General features: G+C 43.8%; 17 protein-coding genes. 1 reads left to right on the top strand and 16 read right to left on the bottom strand.

Going from position 1 to position 16,825, the window contains the following annotated elements:
• Positions 1 to 17 precede the first annotated feature (17 nt).
• The 7 genes from G4V62_RS09690 to G4V62_RS09660 form a co-directional block, all read right to left on the bottom strand.
• The gene (locus tag G4V62_RS09690) at positions 18 to 953 is read right to left on the bottom strand and encodes a YybS family protein (RefSeq protein WP_165201640.1); all 936 of its coding nucleotides are present in this window, start codon (positions 951 to 953) and stop codon (positions 18 to 20) included.
• A 684-nt stretch (positions 954 to 1,637) separates the two neighbouring features.
• Positions 1,638 to 1,868, bottom strand: a complete 231-nt coding sequence (gene rpsR, locus G4V62_RS09685) for a 30S ribosomal protein S18 (RefSeq protein WP_165201674.1) — start codon at positions 1,866 to 1,868, stop codon at positions 1,638 to 1,640.
• 22 nt (positions 1,869 to 1,890) lie between these two features.
• Complete coding sequence (gene ssb / locus G4V62_RS09680) at positions 1,891 to 2,406, bottom strand: single-stranded DNA-binding protein (RefSeq protein ID WP_165201638.1); 516 nt, start codon at positions 2,404 to 2,406, stop codon at positions 1,891 to 1,893.
• Between the two features lie 18 nt (positions 2,407 to 2,424).
• Positions 2,425 to 2,712, bottom strand: coding sequence for a 30S ribosomal protein S6 (gene rpsF / locus G4V62_RS09675; RefSeq protein ID WP_165201636.1), 288 nt, complete (start codon positions 2,710 to 2,712; stop codon positions 2,425 to 2,427).
• A 117-nt stretch (positions 2,713 to 2,829) separates the two neighbouring features.
• The gene (gene ychF / locus G4V62_RS09670; protein WP_165201634.1) at positions 2,830 to 3,930 is read right to left on the bottom strand and encodes a redox-regulated ATPase YchF; all 1,101 of its coding nucleotides are present in this window, start codon (positions 3,928 to 3,930) and stop codon (positions 2,830 to 2,832) included.
• A 136-nt stretch (positions 3,931 to 4,066) separates the two neighbouring features.
• Positions 4,067 to 4,273, bottom strand: a complete 207-nt coding sequence (locus G4V62_RS09665; protein ID WP_165201632.1) for a DUF951 domain-containing protein — start codon at positions 4,271 to 4,273, stop codon at positions 4,067 to 4,069.
• Positions 4,274 to 4,511: 238 nt separating this feature from the next.
• The gene (locus G4V62_RS09660) at positions 4,512 to 5,522 is read right to left on the bottom strand and encodes a YkvI family membrane protein (RefSeq protein WP_312855475.1); all 1,011 of its coding nucleotides are present in this window, start codon (positions 5,520 to 5,522) and stop codon (positions 4,512 to 4,514) included.
• A 102-nt stretch (positions 5,523 to 5,624) separates the two neighbouring features.
• Here G4V62_RS09660 and yyaC point away from each other — a divergent pair, with 102 nt between their 5' ends.
• Complete coding sequence (gene yyaC, locus G4V62_RS09655; RefSeq protein ID WP_165201630.1) at positions 5,625 to 6,284, top strand: spore protease YyaC; 660 nt, start codon at positions 5,625 to 5,627, stop codon at positions 6,282 to 6,284.
• Between the two features lie 9 nt (positions 6,285 to 6,293).
• Here yyaC and G4V62_RS09650 read toward each other — a convergent pair whose 3' ends face one another.
• The 9 genes from G4V62_RS09650 to spoIIIJ form a co-directional block, all read right to left on the bottom strand.
• On the bottom strand, positions 6,294 to 7,454 hold the full coding sequence (locus G4V62_RS09650) for an aminotransferase class V-fold PLP-dependent enzyme (protein WP_165201628.1): 1,161 nt from the start codon (positions 7,452 to 7,454) through the stop codon (positions 6,294 to 6,296).
• Positions 7,455 to 7,698: 244 nt separating this feature from the next.
• Positions 7,699 to 8,544, bottom strand: a complete 846-nt coding sequence (locus tag G4V62_RS09645; protein WP_165201626.1) for a ParB/RepB/Spo0J family partition protein — start codon at positions 8,542 to 8,544, stop codon at positions 7,699 to 7,701.
• On the bottom strand, positions 8,537 to 9,298 hold the full coding sequence (locus G4V62_RS09640; protein ID WP_165201624.1) for a ParA family protein: 762 nt from the start codon (positions 9,296 to 9,298) through the stop codon (positions 8,537 to 8,539). The genes G4V62_RS09645 and G4V62_RS09640 overlap by 8 nt, the downstream gene beginning before the upstream one ends.
• A gap of 255 nt (positions 9,299 to 9,553) precedes the next feature.
• Entirely contained in the window at positions 9,554 to 10,432 is an 879-nt protein-coding gene (gene noc / locus G4V62_RS09635) for a nucleoid occlusion protein (RefSeq protein WP_165201622.1), read from the bottom strand.
• Positions 10,433 to 10,501: 69 nt separating this feature from the next.
• Positions 10,502 to 11,218: a 16S rRNA (guanine(527)-N(7))-methyltransferase RsmG gene (gene rsmG, locus G4V62_RS09630; RefSeq protein WP_165201620.1), complete on the bottom strand. Its 717-nt coding sequence runs from the start codon at positions 11,216 to 11,218 to the stop codon at positions 10,502 to 10,504.
• A gap of 14 nt (positions 11,219 to 11,232) precedes the next feature.
• Complete coding sequence (gene mnmG / locus G4V62_RS09625; protein WP_165201618.1) at positions 11,233 to 13,122, bottom strand: tRNA uridine-5-carboxymethylaminomethyl(34) synthesis enzyme MnmG; 1,890 nt, start codon at positions 13,120 to 13,122, stop codon at positions 11,233 to 11,235.
• A gap of 194 nt (positions 13,123 to 13,316) precedes the next feature.
• Positions 13,317 to 14,690, bottom strand: coding sequence for a tRNA uridine-5-carboxymethylaminomethyl(34) synthesis GTPase MnmE (gene mnmE, locus G4V62_RS09620; RefSeq protein WP_281358047.1), 1,374 nt, complete (start codon positions 14,688 to 14,690; stop codon positions 13,317 to 13,319).
• Between the two features lie 553 nt (positions 14,691 to 15,243).
• Positions 15,244 to 15,951: an RNA-binding cell elongation regulator Jag/EloR gene (gene jag / locus G4V62_RS20310; protein ID WP_165201614.1), complete on the bottom strand. Its 708-nt coding sequence runs from the start codon at positions 15,949 to 15,951 to the stop codon at positions 15,244 to 15,246.
• Positions 15,948 to 16,733 (bottom strand): YidC family membrane integrase SpoIIIJ, encoded by a 786-nt coding sequence (spoIIIJ, locus tag G4V62_RS09610; RefSeq protein WP_165201612.1) that lies wholly within the window; start codon positions 16,731 to 16,733, stop codon positions 15,948 to 15,950. Before spoIIIJ ends, jag begins: the two co-directional genes overlap by 4 nt.
• Positions 16,734 to 16,825: the final 92 nt, after the last annotated feature.

Genomic DNA, 16,825 nt, shown 5'->3' with positions numbered 1-16,825 from the left:
AGTCCCTCCCTTCATCATTACTTGCCTGCTTCCATTCGGCTGCGCAATTGAAAAACCAAATCAAACACCCCGAGGAAGCGAACAAGGAATAGCGCAATAAACGGGATGACGAGAGATACGATTGTTACGAGCACGGGGACAATCGTTGCGTACTTCTTATGATGACAGAAGTAGAAAATAAAAGTGAAGCCCTGTACCGTCATCAATATGAGCAACACTGAGAAAACATTCAAAAACACAACCGCCATAGCACTTTCCGCGCTAGTAAACATCATAACAATAGACAAAAGCAAATAAAAAATGGCGTAACTTTTAGGCACTTGCCATTGCCTAAAAGGCTTCCACGGTTCTGGGATGAGGTCGCCGCCTTTTTTCATCGCTCGTAAGGTGATCCAAGTTGTGATTAAACCTGCGAGGACGCTTAGACCAACTAAAAACGTCGGCATTAAAGCGCGCAGCTGTGCCATACTTGAGCGTATCACGGCTGCCTGCTCCTCGATATAATCCTCACCAAACGATTGAAACACCGTCTGTGACATCGCTAACGCTTCTTGCAGGCTTTCTTCATAAAAAGCATCCATATCAAACTGAAAGACCGTATAGAGCATGACGAGCCCGCCAAGGAAGGTGGCTAAATAGACGAGCGAGCTATAGCTCCAGATCGCAAAGGGCGATTTTTTTTTCGAAACGAAATAAGCAATTCCTACTCCCGCTAGAGCTGCCGGTAAGACAATAAGCGGTCCAAGTCCCGAAAGTATGGTGCTTACGAGCAGCATAATGACGCCTAAGACAACCCCAGCCCTCACACCGTACCGAGCGGTATACAATGCAAAAGGTAGTGGCATGATGAGGGCGATGATAAAGAAAAATGTGGGGAAGAGCATAGCTCCCGCTAATAATATCAAAAAGAATAGTACTTGTTTTATCCCAAACAACTGATTCGATGCATTCAATTTGTCACCTCTAAACATTTTCAACAGAGAGATTTATGATTATATTTTATGAGCAAATGACCTGCGTTTCAACCATTCGTACTCTTAAATGGTTCCTAACGAAAAAACACAGCTTCCTCAGCTGTGTTTTAGCCTGTTTGCCGAATGACCAAATTTTGTGCTTTATCTTAGCTTTTATTCTTATAGCATTGATCATACAATACTTCTTCATTTTTGCTAAAACTGCTCGGTCGTGCGCTCAGTTCATTTCAAATATTGGATGTTTGCATGCCGTCATTGTGAACATTTGACATCCCCACATTGAAGAGAAAAGTCTGTTTTTGTCCTAGGTGAGGAACAGCATTTCTTCCGCTATGTACAACATATAGATATGAAAACAAAAATTGAATTTATCGCGTTCATTTTATGAAGAATTGGGTTTTTATACCTTTTATCGATTTAGGAAATCAAGTCACGACTGAGGTCTACCTTTTTTTGCTCATTCGCGCTTTCGTTAAACAAAAAATGTGCTTGAATGTTACAAGAAGCGTTTTCCTTCATATCTATTACGCTTTGAAGGTCATCCATTGACGGCTCACATATATTTCTAAGCCATAACCACCGCATATTTTCCAAGTGACCTGCGATCTCAATAAATAAAGTGCAGACAAAAATGTTGTCTACACTCTAATATTACTTCATATGTTATTCGCTCACATATGGCAATAGTGCCATTTGACGAGCTCGTTTAATCGCTCTTGTCAATTTACGTTGGTACTTTGCAGATGTACCTGTGACACGGCGAGGCAAGATTTTTCCACGTTCTGATACGAATCGCTTCAATAGATCGACTTCTTTGTAGTCGATATGCTTAATGCCATTCGATGTGAAATAACATACCTTTCTGCGCTTTGCGCGTCCACGTCTTGCCATGATGTCCCCACCTTCCTATTTTAAATTAGAATGGTAAATCATCGTCTGAAATGTCAATAGGCTGTCCTTCATCAGCAAAAGGATCGGCTGCTGGTGCGTTACGATCATTTTGACGTCCGTATCCGCCTCCGTCGTAGCCCCCACCTTGGTTGCCACCTTGAGAAGCATAATAAGGATCGCTTTGACCATAACCGCCACCACTTTCACCACCGGTACGTGAGCTTTTCGGCTCAAGGAACTGAACGCTTTCAGCGACCACTTCAGTGACGTATACGCGACGACCTTCCTGATTTTCATAGCTTCTTGACTGAATTCTTCCATCCACTCCGGCAAGGCTTCCTTTTTTAAGGAAATTCGCTACATTTTCAGCTTGACGGCGCCATACCACGCAGTTTAAGAAATCCGCCTCGCGGTTTCCTTGCTGGTTGGTAAATGGCCGATCGACCGCTAGCGTGAAATTAGCAACAGCCTGACCGCTAGGTGTGTATCTGAGCTCCGGATCCCGTGTCAATCGGCCGACAAGCACGACGCGGTTCAACATTCAGACCACTCCTTGTTTTTATTCTTCTTCACGTATAGCGATGTGACGAAGAATGTTTTCGTTAATTTTTGCGAGACGGTCAAATTCGTTGACAGCTTCAGTGTCAGCATTGACCTTTAGGATCATGTAAACACCTTCACGGTAATCATCGATTTCGAACGCAAGGCGGCGTTTTCCCCATACCTTCGTTTCATTTAACGTGGCACCGTTGTTCGTCAAAACCTCTTCAAAATACGTGTTCGTATTCTTTTGCGTATCCTCGTCTAGATCCGGACGAAGGATGTACATAATTTCGTAATTGCGCATATAAAATTCACCTCCCTTTGGACTAAGCGGCTCCTGTTAAAATGACAGGAGCAAGGAGCAACATTCATTACTCACAGCTTATAATTATAGCAAAGTCATTGGCTGTTTACAAGACGTTTAAACATTGAATCGGAAATGAATGACGTCACCATCTTGGACGATATAATCTTTGCCTTCAAGACGGACTTGGCCTCGCTCCCGGGCTACTGCCATTGATCCGGCAGCAACGAGGTCATCATAGGAAACCGTCTCCGCCCGAATAAAGCCACGCTCAAAGTCTGTATGAATAATGCCGGCCGCTTGCGGTGCTTTAATCCCTTGGCGAAATGTCCATGCACGCACTTCTTGTTCCCCAGCAGTAAAATACGTCCCTAAACCGAGCAAATCGTAAGCAGCACGAATGAGCTGATCGAGCCCAGATTCTTCAATTCCTAGCTCTTCTAAGAACATCGCTTTTTCTTCGCCTTCTAATTCAGCAATTTCCGATTCAACCTTGGCACAAACGACGATGACCTCGGCATTTTCTTGGGCGGCAAAAGAGCGAACTCGTTGAACGAGCTCATTGCTGGATGCATCTGCGACTTCTTCTTCGCTCACGTTTGCTACATAAAGAACAGGCTTATTCGTCAGCAAATGAAGCCCTTTAACCAAAGGCGCCTCTTCTTTAGAAAACTCGACGGAACGTGCAGGCCTATCATTTTCGAAAGCCTCTTTTAATTTGACGAGAACGTCGTGCTCAATGACAGCGTCCTTGTCCTTTTGCTTGACCAGCTTCGCAACACGTGTCAATCGTTTTTCCACCGTTTCCATATCTGCCAAAATCAATTCGAGATTAATGGTTTCAATATCACTGATCGGATCCACTGTTCCAGAAACGTGGGTGATGTTATCGTCCTCAAAACAACGGACAACGTGCGAAATCGCGTCGACTTGGCGAATATGAGAAAGAAATTGGTTTCCTAACCCTTCCCCTTTACTCGCACCTTTTACAATCCCAGCAATATCGGTAAATTCAAAAGCCGTCGGAACAGTCTTTTTAGGCTTGACCAACTCGGTTAACTTCGCCAAGCGGTGGTCAGGCACCTCCACGATACCGACGTTTGGATCTATTGTACAAAACGGGTAATTGGCTGATTCAGCCCCTGCCTGTGTAATTGCATTAAAAAGGGTCGATTTACCAACGTTGGGCAGACCAACAATCCCTGTCGTTAAAGCCATGACACTCACTCCTCTTTACGGTACAACGCTAAAAAAGCGCATCTTTTCCAAGTATAGCAGAATGCATGTCCATCGGAAAAGGCTTGCCCGTTGAGAGAATAGCCTCCACGACAAAAAAGCGCTTGTGCCTGGAAGGTTATTCTTCCGTAGCACCGCGCTTTTCTAGCACTTTTTTGAGCTTTTTTGAAAATTCCTTTCGCGGAAACATGACACTTTGTCCACAACCGACACACTTTACCCTAATGTCCATGCCCATGCGAATAATCTGCCATCGATTTTCCCCGCAAGGATGAGGCTTCTTCATTTCCACAATGTCATTGATATCAAACATTTTTGTTTCCATGAGCTGCTCCTTCCTTTCCCAAAATTAAGCCATATTCTATACTCGTATCATATGGCAAATGAGGGGGATGAGGCAAGGTCTGATCATTGACGATTGCTTATGACATACAAAATGCATTTACACTGTCCTGTCATGAACCGGTGCTTTATCAAAACCTTCGCTACTTAGGACTTTCTGACAGATGCTTTAAATTGAAAGCAACATGGAGATTCTTTTTCAGAAAACGAATGACGATTGATCATGTCATTTTACGGGTAATTGGGTACAACAGTAGTGCAGAAAACAAATAGAGGTTAATGAGGCCATATAAAGGATAAAGCACGTCAATTAACGGACCGAAGCCGAAGACGGTGAAAGGGATCATCAAGATGCTAAGCAACAGAGCCATCTTCCACATCGGCAAGTGGATATATTCTTTTAACCGAGTAATTAACCCAAACATTCCTGCAATTGATGTCGTATAAATGGCCAGCCACAGTAGACAGGTCATCATAATGATCATAACGAAGGGATATTCCTTTAGAATCGCAAACAAGGGGATCTCATAAAAAACGAGTTCATGAGCGACTTTTGAAAGGGACGTATTATAGAGGAGCGTTAATCCTCCCAGAATTATTGCACTTCCCGCACTTGCTATAATAATTTCACCTTTCGATTTAATCTGATGGCCAACCGCAGAAAGGACAGCCGTTAAAGACAATAAATTTAATGCTGTAAACACAAGCCCTGATGTCCAATTGTGTTGCTCCATTACATCAAATTGTATAGGTTCGGCAGATTGCATTAAAAATACAAGCAAAATGGTAATGAGACCTGTCACCAACAGGGGCAAAATAAATCCATTGGCTGAAAGCATTCCTTCTGTTCCCCAAATAAACACAATGACGATCGCCAAGCAAATGAAAGCAACGCCTACGGCATAGGGGATATCAAAGGATTGTAACGTTGCACCGCCTCCTGCGAGCATGATAAACGTCGTCATAAACAAATAAAAAATGATAATGACGTCATAAATACGCGCCAGCTTTGTACCCATGAGTGCCTTTAACACCGGAAGATAATGCTCGGTTTTTAGCTGACGGCTGATTGTCATAATAATGCCACAGCAAATCCCAAACATGACCGTAAACAATGCAATTGCTGCCGTACTCCCCTCACCAAAAAATTGCCAAATTTCTCTTCCTGATGCATATCCTGCTCCGATAATGGTGCCAAAATCAAGTAGATCCACTTCAAGCCCGACCGCCACATCTGGGTTCCTCCTTGGCAAATTGAACTCACGGCTTGTCCAACGTATAGAAACCTAATCTCAGCCGTATACTGTTACTATTATTTTGCAGGGGGAATTTCTATGAATCTACGAAGGAAATTTTTTGACAAAACACCAAAACAGACCTACATCCATTATGAAGAAGAGCGCGGTGCGCAAAAGATCGCAGCAGCGCTCAAAGCTTTATGTAATGCAGAAGCACACAAAGATGTAGTGGTGTTATGTATCGGCACCGATCGCTCCACTGGGGATTCACTCGGCCCGATTACGGGATCACTACTCGTTGAAAAATCTCCACGACATCTTCACGTCTATGGCACACTTGAAAAACCTGTACACGCTGTCAACTTAGAATCATCCCTCGATCAGATTCACACCACCCATGACAATCCATGGATTGTGGCGGTAGATGCCTGTCTTGGTCGACAAGCGTCGGTTGGGCACGCATCGGTTGGACTCGGACCAATAAGACCGGGGGCAGGCGTTCAAAAAACGCTTCCTGAGGTCGGTCATGCTCACATCAACGGCATCGTCAACGTGAGCGGGTTCATGGAATTTTTTGTCCTGCAAAACACCCGTCTCTTCACGGTGATGCAGCTCTCCAGATGTATCGCTTCAGGCATTGTGCTTTGGGACCGAGGCATTACGAAAGGATCACCAGGGCGGAAATTGCAAACGTTAAATATGCGGAACGTTGCAAGCCCACCTGATTGCAACATTCATTCAAAAGTCGATGAGTGATTCGCTCCGTCATTCGCCATGATACGCTTGAACAATCGCAGCCACGGCATCAATGAGCGCTTCAATATCAGAAGTACATGTTGCCCAGCCGAAGCTTGCGCGAATGGCTCCACCTTTAGGTGTGTTCATCCATTCGTGAGCACCCGGTGCACAGTGTAAACCAGCTCGAACAGCAATATTATAGGATTGATCAAGAATGATTGCTGCTTCCTGTGCATCGACGCCGTCGATCGAAAACAATACGACTGGCAACGTGCTTTGGCTCTGACGATGTCCATACACCGTTACGTGCGGGAGGCTACGTAATCCGGCAACACAATGGGCTGTATGGTTCCTCTCCTGCTCCATTAATGTTTCCAAGCCCTGCTCTTCAATCCATTGAATTCCTGCATGAACACCTGCAATTCCAGCGACATTTAAAGTACCGCTTTCAAAGCGCCCAGGCCAATCGTCCGGCTGCTGTAATAAAGACGATGCATGGCCTGTTCCACCATGCCACTGAGGCTCAAGTGGAATGTCCTTGTTTTTCGCTAATAAAACGCCTGTCCCTTGAGGCCCCAGCAACCCTTTATGTCCTGGCGCAACGAGAAAATCAATACTGTTGGCTTCCATATGGATTGGTACAGCACCAGCCGTTTGCGAAGCATCAACAACAAAACATAATCCATGTGCCTTCGCAAAATCGCTAAGCTCCTCGAGTGGCCATAGATCTCCCGTTACGTTTGAACCATGTGTAATGACTAACATTTTAGTATGAAGTCGAAGAGCGTCCTCCGCTTCACGCAGGATATCTTCTGTTTTTTCATGCCAGGAAATGGTGGACACCGACACTTCACCACGCGTTGCTAAATACCCGAGAGGACGACGAACGGCATTATGCTCCATCATCGTTGTGATAATGTGATCCCCTAGTTCAAATGGGAAACCTTTAATTACCTGATTCAACGCAGCCGTTGCGTGTGGAAAAAAAATCACTTGACCTTCAGGCGGCAGATGGAAAAACTGTTTGATCGTCATTCTCGCTTCATGAATGATACTCTCTGCTTGCCGCGCTAAACGATAGCTTCCGCGTCCAGGATTTGCTGAAGCTGTAGAAAGGGTTTGCGAAACCGCCTCAACCACAGCTTTTGGTTTCGGAAAAGAAGTTGCTGCGTAGTCAAGATAAATCATTGAGCAAGGGAAACGACGAGCGAAATATACTCATCCTTCCCAATTCACCACCTTTTGTCTTTTTCAACCCATAACAAAACCGGAAGGCTCTTGTAAAAAACCATCCGGCTATTTTGGATTGGAAACAACGATCGATTCAATCATATTCGGATGTACCAGCTCATTTTTTAAGCATTCGCCACTCTCTTGCATTTCAGACATTATGATTTCTTGATCATAACCTCTTAAAAACAGTGAGCCATCCTTATTCTTTTTCATGAAGCATGTCAAGAATTCGCTGTAAGTCATCTTCTGAGTAAAATTCAATTTCAATTTTTCCCTTATTTCTTTTTTGTGAAATATGCACAGCCGTACCAAAGCGCTCTCGCAAATAACCTTCTCTTTCACGAAGAAAAACGTTTTTTTCTGGTGCTTTTTTCTTGTTACGCTCTGGCGCCTGATTTAATTTTTGAATCCATTGCTCAAGCTGACGAACACTCATCTGTTCTTTTTCGAGTTTACTCATTAAAGATTTGAGCTGATTTTTATTTTTTAAACCAAGCAAAGCACGCCCATGCCCCATACTCAACTTTTTATTTGAAATAAGATCTTGGATATAGGCTGGCAGCGTGAGAAGTCGCACATGATTGGCAATGTGGGGACGACTTTTCCCCAGCCGGGCCGCTAGCTGCTCCTGAGTCAGCGAGAGCTCTTCCATTAATTTTTGGTATGCGCTCGCTTCTTCAATTGGGGATAAATCCTCTCTTTGCAGGTTTTCAAGCAACGCCAGCTCCATCATTTGCTGATCAGTCATCGTTTTTATGACAGCCGGAATTTCCTGCAACCCTGCTTCCCTAGATGCTCTGAATCTGCGCTCACCAGCAACAAGGTCATAACCTTTAATGCTTTGTCGAACAATAACAGGCTGTAGTACGCCATGCGTCTTAATCGATTCAGCGAGCTCATGAAGGGCTTGTTTATCAAAGTGCTTTCGAGGTTGATATGGGTTTGGACGAATGCTTTTCAGCGACAACTGGTGAACCGTATCTTCCTCGCCTGCCTCCACTTCGGGAAAAAACGCGTTAATGCCTTTACCTAAACCTTTAGCCATTCGCCATCACTTCCTTCGCAAAGTCTAAGTATACATCCGCCCCTCTAGATTTAGGATCATAAATGATGATGGGCTTCCCATGACTCGGGGCTTCCCCAAGTCGGACGTTTCTCGGAATCACTGTCTGATAAACTTTTTCTTGAAAATACTTTTTAACTTCTTCAATAACCTGAATGCCAAGATTGGTTCGCGCATCAAGCATTGTTAATAAGACGCCTTCGATCATTAAGTTTTTATTTAAGTGCTTTTGGACGAGGCGCACTGTATTCAATAGCTGGCTCAAACCCTCTAAAGCGTAGTATTCACATTGTACCGGGATGATGACCGACTCAGAAGCTGTCAACGCATTAATCGTTAAAAGCCCTAAAGATGGCGGACAATCAATAATGATGTAATCATAGTTATCCCGTATTTGATCAAGCGCCCGCTTCAAACGAACTTCCCGAGAAATCGTAGGAACGAGCTCAATTTCTGCACCTGCCAGTTGAATCGTCGCAGGAATGACATCCAAGTTATCTACATTTGAGGTGCGTATCACTTCTTGAGTATCTACATCATCTGCTAGAACGTCGTAGATGCATTGATCAACATCCGCCTTTTCCACGCCTGCTCCACTAGTTGCATTTCCTTGTGGATCAATATCAACGAGAAGCACTTTCTTTCCGGCATAAGCCAGTGATGCGCTTAAATTTACGGACGTTGTCGTCTTGCCAACGCCGCCCTTTTGATTGGCGACTGCCATAATTTTTGCCAAAGCGTATGGTCACCTACCTTCACGAACTACAAAGCTTTATTTAACTGCAAAATAGAGCATCGGCCTCTTTATGAATCTACGATTCCCCATCGTACTGTTCCTCAATCTATCTTTATTCTACCATGACCGCCCCTTGTTCTAATAGGAGATGTTTATAAATGCCGAACAAATCGAGCTATTTTTTACTTGTCTACTTACTTTTTCTTAACGCGAGCAAAAAAAATGAAAAGCTGACATCAAAAAACCCATCCTTTTTCAGAGTGACTGAAAGGATGGGCCTACATCATTTTTGGGAATCTTGATTACAAACTGATAGTATTCATCAAATTCCTCTTCATTCGTATCAATGTCTAAGCCGTTTTTTGACACCATATCTAGGGATTCCCGTATCGTGTTCATGGCAATACGCATATCACGGCTGTATGCTTTTTTTCTCGGTTTAGGAGCTTTCTTTTTCTCGCCTTCCTGACGCTTTTGGATCCATTCCTCCGTCTGTTTAACATTCAGCTGTTTTTCAATAATTTCTTGAAGCAGTTGAAGCTGCAACTCTTCGTCTTTCAAAGCAATCATGGCTCTCGCGTGGCGCTCTGAAATCTTTTTGTGAAGAATAGCGTTTTGCACTGGTTCAGGCAGCTTTAGCAACCGGAGCTTGTTTGCAATTGTCGATTGACCTTTACCAAGTCGCTGGGCGAGTGCCTCTTGTGTCAGGTCATGCAAATCTAAGAGACGTTGATACGCATTCGCTTCTTCAATCGAAGATAGCTCTTCTCTTTGTAAATTTTCAATGAGAGCGACCGAAGCCGTCTGTTTATCATCGAAGTTTTTAATGATTGCAGGAATTTCAGACCATCCGAGTTTTTTAACTGCACGAAATCTACGTTCACCAGCAATAATCTCGTATTGGTTTTGTTCATACTCCCGAACGACAATCGGTTGGATAATTCCATGTGTATGGATCGTTTGCGAAAGCTCTTCAATACGTTCATCCACGAAAACCGTTCGTGGCTGAAAGCGGTTAGGCACAATGTTCTCAACAGAAAGCTGCCTCACCTCTTCCTGTGATGGTTCCTCCATCTCAACGTCATCAGATGCCTTATCTCCTAATCCAAACAATCGGGAAAACGGATGCTTCACTTCCACTACCCCCCTGTAAAGACTCCCTAATCTGTTCCTCTGTTATCATCGACGTTTCACGTGAAACGTTTACTCCAACGGAGAGCGACTAGGGACCCCTGCTTTTCTGGGATATTTTTTAGGTGTCACACGTTTCTTTGCCACAGTGACGATCGTTCGAGTGCTCTTTTCTACTGGCAGCAGCAATTCATGCACAACTGCCTCGTCGCCCCCTAGCATCGAAATTGCTGCCTGACTTTCTTCAAGCTCTTCGTTACCTCGAGCACCTTTAAGTGCAACGAAACAACCACCTTTTTTAACAAGTGGCAAACAAAATTCAGACAGAACAGACATGCGGGCGACTGCTCTTGAAGTGACCACATCAAAGCTTTCCCGAAATCCTGCTTTTTTGCCAAAGTTTTCAGCTCGATCATGAAAAAGTGCAACATTTTGCAGGCCTAGTTCTGTGCAAACATGATTTAAAAACGTAATCCGCTTTTGTAACGAGTCAACTATGGTTAATTGGAGATCAGGATAGCAAATCTTTAACGGCACACCTGGAAATCCCGCTCCAGAACCCACATCACAAAGGGAGTCGATGGACGAAAAATCAATGTATCTCGACGGTGTAAGCGAATCATAAAAGTGCTTTTCCGCAATCTCTTCCTCCTCTGTTATGGAGGTCAAATTCATCTTTTTATTCCATTCCAAAAGAACAGACTGATACGTTTGAAATTGTTGGAGCTGATGAGAGGTCAAGGAAAGACCTAATTCTCCCACCAGCTGATCTATTGTTCTTTCACTCATTCAAAGTCCCTTTCCTACTCGTTTGATACTTTCTGGATCCGCCCTTGCTCCAAATATACAAGAAGAATCGATATATCGGAAGGATTCACTCCTGAAATTCGCGACGCCTGTCCGACAGAAAGCGGACGGACTTCCTCAAGCTTTTGTCTAGCTTCATGAGCTAATCCATTAATGGCTTTGAAATCTAAATCAACAGGAATTTTTTTCTCATCCATCTTTTTCATTTTTTCAACTTGCTGTAACGATTTTTCGATATAGCCTTCGTATTTTACTTGTATTTCGACTTGCTCGACAACATCAGGTGAAAGTGGCGCGTCACTTGAGGCTACTTGAGCAATGTGACTATAGTTTACTTCAGGCCGCTTTAAAAAGTCCGAGGCGCGCACACCATCCTTCAATGGACTACCGCCAAGCTCCTTAACCATTGCCTGCAGCTCTTCGTTTGGTTTAAGAATCATGCCTTCTAAGCGGTTTTTTTCATTTTCAATCGCCTCGCGCTTGGCCGTAAATGTACGGTAACGCTCTTCAGAAATCATCCCAAGGTCGTGACCTAATTCTGTTAAACGCAAATCAGCATTGTCGTGGCGAAGCAACAAACGATATTCCGCTCGTGAAGTCAAAAGACGGTATGGTTCATTCGTACCCTTTGTGACAAGGTCGTCAATTAGCACGCCAATGTAGGCTTGCGAACGATCTAAAATGACGGGTTCTCGATCAAACGCTTTTTGACAAGCGTTAATGCCTGCCATAATCCCTTGTCCAGCAGCCTCTTCATAACCAGACGTTCCATTGATTTGACCAGCTGTAAACAAGTGGCTGATTTTTTTCGTCTCCAATGTCGGCCAGAGCTGCGTTGGTACAAGCGCATCGTATTCAATTGCATAACCTGGCCGCATCATTTCCACATTTTCCAAGCCGCTAATGGATCGAAGCATGGCATGCTGTACGTGCTCAGGCAGACTCGTCGATAGCCCTTGCACATATACTTCCTCTGTGTTTCTACCTTCGGGCTCAAGGAAAATCTGATGACGCGGTTTATCATTAAAGCGGACGACTTTGTCTTCGATTGAAGGACAGTACCTTGGGCCAGTCCCTTTAATCATACCAGAATACATTGGCGAAAGATGTAAGTTTTCGTCAATGATTTGATGTGTTTTTTCTGAAGTGTAAGTGAGCCAACAAGGAATCTGATTTGTAATAAAATCGACCGTTTCATATGAAAAAGCACGATCGTTTTCATCGCCCGGTTGCTCTTCTGTTTTTGAATAATCAATTGAATGACCGTTGACTCGGGGAGGGGTACCTGTTTTAAAGCGGACGAGCTCGAACCCAAGCTCTTCAAGATGCTCAGATAGACGAATTGAGGGTTGTTGATTGTTCGGACCGCTTGAATACTTAAGCTCGCCAAGGATGATTTCTCCACGCAAAAAGGTGCCAGTTGTAATGACGGTCGTCGCGGCCGTATATATTGCCCCTGCTTGCGTGATGACTCCTTTGCATTGGTCGTCTTCAATGATGAGCTTCTCTACGTGCCCTTGACGCAACGTCAAATTTCGCTCATTTTCTAGCGTCCTCTTCATTTCATGCTGATACATAAATTTGTCTGCTTGTGCACGCAAGGCACGAACAGCAGGACCTTTACGTGTATTTAGCATGCGCATTTGAATATACGTTTTGTCTATAGTTCTTGCCATTTCACCGCCGAGGGCGTCTATTTCACGGACGACGATGCCTTTTGCAGGACCGCCAATGGAAGGGTTGCATGGCATAAATGCAACCATGTCGAGGTTTAGCGTCAGCATGAGTGTTTTTGCGCCCATTCGAGCTGCAGCCAACCCAGCTTCAACCCCTGCATGACCCGCGCCGATGACAATCACATCATAATGTCCGGCCTCATAAGCCATAGGACATGCCTCCTTTTATATTTTTTATGTTAACATCCAGCCTGTTGACAAATCTCGACGTTTTGTTCATCTCGCCTTCATTTGAAGTGCCTTTGTCAATCCGGCTGACGAATAGAATCGGTATTCTCTCTTAAAAAAGTGCGGACAAAGTCACTTTAGACTTTGTCAACACTCTACAATAGAACACCAACTGTTTATTTTCCGAGACAAAATTGTGAAAACAACTGATCTATAAGGGTTTCCCCAACAGTATCACCTGTAATCTCACCGAGCAGCTCCCATGCCTTTTGCATATCGATTTGAACGATATCTACAGGCATGCCTGTATCAATACCTTCGATCGCACTATGAATCGACTGCAACGCTTGCTCTAAAAGTGCTATATGACGCGTATTCGATACATAGCTAGAATCCGCACGCTCTACACCTTGTTCAAAAAACAAAGCAGCAATTGCAGCTTCAAGCTCATCAAGTCCTTCATCTTGCAACAATGACGTTGTGATGACTGGCCGTCCAGAGGCCAATAGGTTGATTTTCTCACGGTCTGTCTTCGTAGGCAAGTCTGTTTTATTTAAAATAATGATCACTTCAAGATCCGCAACGGCTTCGAAAAGCAACTCGTCTTCCTGACTGAGCGGCTCGTTGTTATTTAGTACTAACAAAATCAATTCTGCCTCTTTTAGCATTTGTCGTGACCGTTCAACACCGATTTTTTCGACTAAATCTTCGGTCTCACGAATGCCGGCTGTATCAATCAGCTTTAGTGGAACGCCGCGTACGTTTACATACTCTTCAATCACATCTCTTGTCGTGCCTGGGACATCTGTTACAATGGCACGTGTGTCTTGCGCAAGGCTGTTGAGAAGAGAAGACTTTCCGACGTTAGGGCGCCCAATAATCGCTGTCTTTAAACCTTCACGAAGGATTTTTCCTTGTGCTGCAGTAGAAAGCAGTTCTCCGATCGCTGCCTGTACTTGATCAGCATGCTGACGAAGCGTTTGCTGCGTCATCTCTTCAACATCGTCATACTCTGGATAGTCGATATTCACTTCTACTTGAGCAAGAGCTTCCAAAATGGTCTGTCTAAGCTGTTGAATCTGCCGTCCGAGCCGACCTTCAACTTGATGCACCGCACTCGTCATCGCCTGGTCCGTTTTTGCTCGAATAAGATCCATGACCGCTTCAGCTTGTGACAAATCAATTCGACCATTTAAAAAGGCACGTTTCGTAAACTCTCCGGGTTCTGCAAGTCTTGCTCCCTGTCGAAGCACCAGTTGAAGAATCCGCTGGATAGACACGACTCCTCCGTGGCAATTGATTTCGACTACATCTTCTCTTGTAAACGTTTTTGGCGCACGCATGACAGATACCATGACTTCTTCTAGATGATCTTTAGAATCATTATCTACGATCTTGCCATAAACAATCGTGTGGCTGTCGACCTCACGCAAAGATTTTTTCCCTTGATAAATCGTGTCCGTCAACTGAATCGCTTGCGGTCCACTCAACCTAACGATACCAATCGCCCCTTCACCAGCAGGGGTTGATATCGCAGCAATCGTATCCATCTCCAATTGATTCACCTCCTGATGCTTTCACTATGAAGTCTACTTACGTTTATCCACAGTGGATAACACATAGCAGTATATTATAACGCCATTTTAACTTATCCACAACCCCCTATCAAGTATGACATCGTTGAATACGTAAATTAAAAGACTGTTAAGTGCTAAAAGAAATATAATAACCGTTCTCTCCTCAAAGGAACGGTTCATTCTGTCGATAAATGATTTCATTCGTTGTTGCTTGGCTCACTTGTCCTCCTAAGAACTGAGGGTCTATTTAAGTCTTCGCACCTTTTTTGATAACGCTTTCAATCAAGACTTAAAATAATAAAAGTAGAAGAGTAGAAAGAATCTAGCTAAGACTGTGTCTATTTTTTAGCGCTCGCTTTGCAACTCTTCTATTTTTCAGCTTGTTAACAATCATTCTCGTGTTTATTTTCTCGTTTTGCTCAACATTACGCTTCATCTTTCAATCTTCATATAGAAACTGCGTTAAAATTGTCCAATAAAAAAAGTATAGACAAGGTCACGAATGACCTTCTATACTTTTTCGACCTTATGACACTTCAGTCGGTCGGATCCTTATAAATCGATTAGGCTCTTGGCCTGCTGATTCTGTTACAACGCCTTCATATTTTTGCAGAACATGATGAATGATCTTTCGTTCAAATGAGGGCATTGGATCAAGCTGTACAGTTACATGTTCAGTTTTAGCTTTATAGGCCATACGAACAGCTAGTTGCTCTAACGTTTCTTTCCTACGTCCACGATATCCTTCAGCATCTAGCATGACGAGTCTAAATTTCGTGTCATGGTGATTTATAAACGCTTGGGCAAGCTGTTGGAATGCGTTTAAGGTTTGACCTCGTTTACCTATCACTTGCGCAATATCCTCACCGCGAATATCAAACCACGCTTCTCGTTCTTTCGATGAAATGAAAACGACCTCTGCTTTTAAGTCCATCGCATTAAGCATATTCTGGATATACTGTTTCGTTTCATCTTCAATGTTCAGCGTGTTTTCAGCCACCGCTTCCGTTTCAGACGGCTTGAATTCCTCACTCTTTTCAGGTGTGAAGGATGGCTCCGATTCAATCATTCGCGCATTGACCAAAGCTGGTCGTGCAAACAGCCCAAACCAGCCTTTTCTAGGTTCCTGAACAACTTCAATTTGCACGTTTTCACGCGTTGTCTCAAGCTGTTGTAGTGCCGAAGAAATAGCCTCATCAACCGTTTTACCTTCAGCGGTGACCTCTAATCTCACTTTTTCGTTCCCTCCGCCTTTGCCGGTGCTCCATTTTTATTAGGTGATGGTCCCTTCACGATCAACGCTTGGATGATCATAAAAATGTTTCCTGTCACCCAGTATAAAGCGAGTGCTGCAGGGAAATAAGCCGCAAATACAATGATCATTACCGGCATAATATACATAAGCATCATCATCTGTGGATTTTGTTGCGCATTGCCTGCCATCATAATACGCTGCTGCAAAAATGTTGTAATACCAGCGACAATCGGCAAAATAAAGTAAGGATCGGATTCACCAAGATCGAACCAGAGGAACGTATGGTTTCCTATTTCGCCTGTTCGCATAATCGCATGATAGAATGCCAGCAGGATCGGCATCTGAACAAAAATCGGCAAACAACCAGCCAGTGGATTGACTTTCCTCTCCTGGAACAATTGCATCGTTTCCTGCTGTAACTGCTGCTGTGTTTTTTGGTCTTTCGATGAATATTTTTCCCTTAAAGCCTGAAGTTCAGGTTGAATTTCTTGCATCGCTTTGGAACTCCTCGTTTGTTTGATAAACAATGGAAGCAAAACGAGTCGGATCATAAGCGTGACAATAACAATCGCTAGTCCATAGCTTTCACTAAACATACCAGCAATTTGTATAATCAACCACGACAGCGGGTATACGAAAAATTCATTCCATATCCCTGTGCTTTCTTCGGTAATTGGCTGGTTAATTTCTGTACAGCCAGACAAAAGCAATACAGCACTTGCCAGCACAACCCATGAAGCCCAGCGGTGATGTCTTTTCAACAATGGATCCTCCTAACTCTATGTAGGGTTGCTATAAAACAGGTTTTCACTACTTCATTTAATTCATTCTTGTCTTTTCATTTATATGAAGG

The sequence above is a fragment of the Litoribacterium kuwaitense genome, assembly GCF_011058155.1.
GTDB lineage: Bacteria > Bacillota > Bacilli > Bacillales > DSM-28697 > Litoribacterium > Litoribacterium kuwaitense.
The sequence above is the reverse complement of the archived record's forward strand: the minus strand, read 5'-3'. Positions and strand labels throughout refer to the sequence as shown.

Coding starts and splice junctions, on each gene's coding strand:
- ssb (WP_165201638.1), bottom strand. CDS start 2,406: ATGTTGAACCGCGTCGTGCTTGTCGGCCGATTGACACGGGATCCGGAG.
- rpsF (WP_165201636.1), bottom strand. CDS start 2,712: ATGCGCAATTACGAAATTATGTACATCCTTCGTCCGGATCTAGACGAG.
- ychF (WP_165201634.1), bottom strand. CDS start 3,930: ATGGCTTTAACGACAGGGATTGTTGGTCTGCCCAACGTTGGTAAATCG.
- G4V62_RS09665 (WP_165201632.1), bottom strand. CDS start 4,273: ATGGAAACAAAAATGTTTGATATCAATGACATTGTGGAAATGAAGAAG.
- yyaC (WP_165201630.1), top strand. CDS start 5,625: ATGAATCTACGAAGGAAATTTTTTGACAAAACACCAAAACAGACCTAC.
- G4V62_RS09650 (WP_165201628.1), bottom strand. CDS start 7,454: ATGATTTATCTTGACTACGCAGCAACTTCTTTTCCGAAACCAAAAGCT.
- G4V62_RS09645 (WP_165201626.1), bottom strand. CDS start 8,544: ATGGCTAAAGGTTTAGGTAAAGGCATTAACGCGTTTTTTCCCGAAGTG.
- rsmG (WP_165201620.1), bottom strand. CDS start 11,218: ATGAGTGAAAGAACAATAGATCAGCTGGTGGGAGAATTAGGTCTTTCC.
- mnmG (WP_165201618.1), bottom strand. CDS start 13,122: ATGGCTTATGAGGCCGGACATTATGATGTGATTGTCATCGGCGCGGGT.
- mnmE (WP_281358047.1), bottom strand. CDS start 14,690: ATGGATACGATTGCTGCGATATCAACCCCTGCTGGTGAAGGGGCGATT.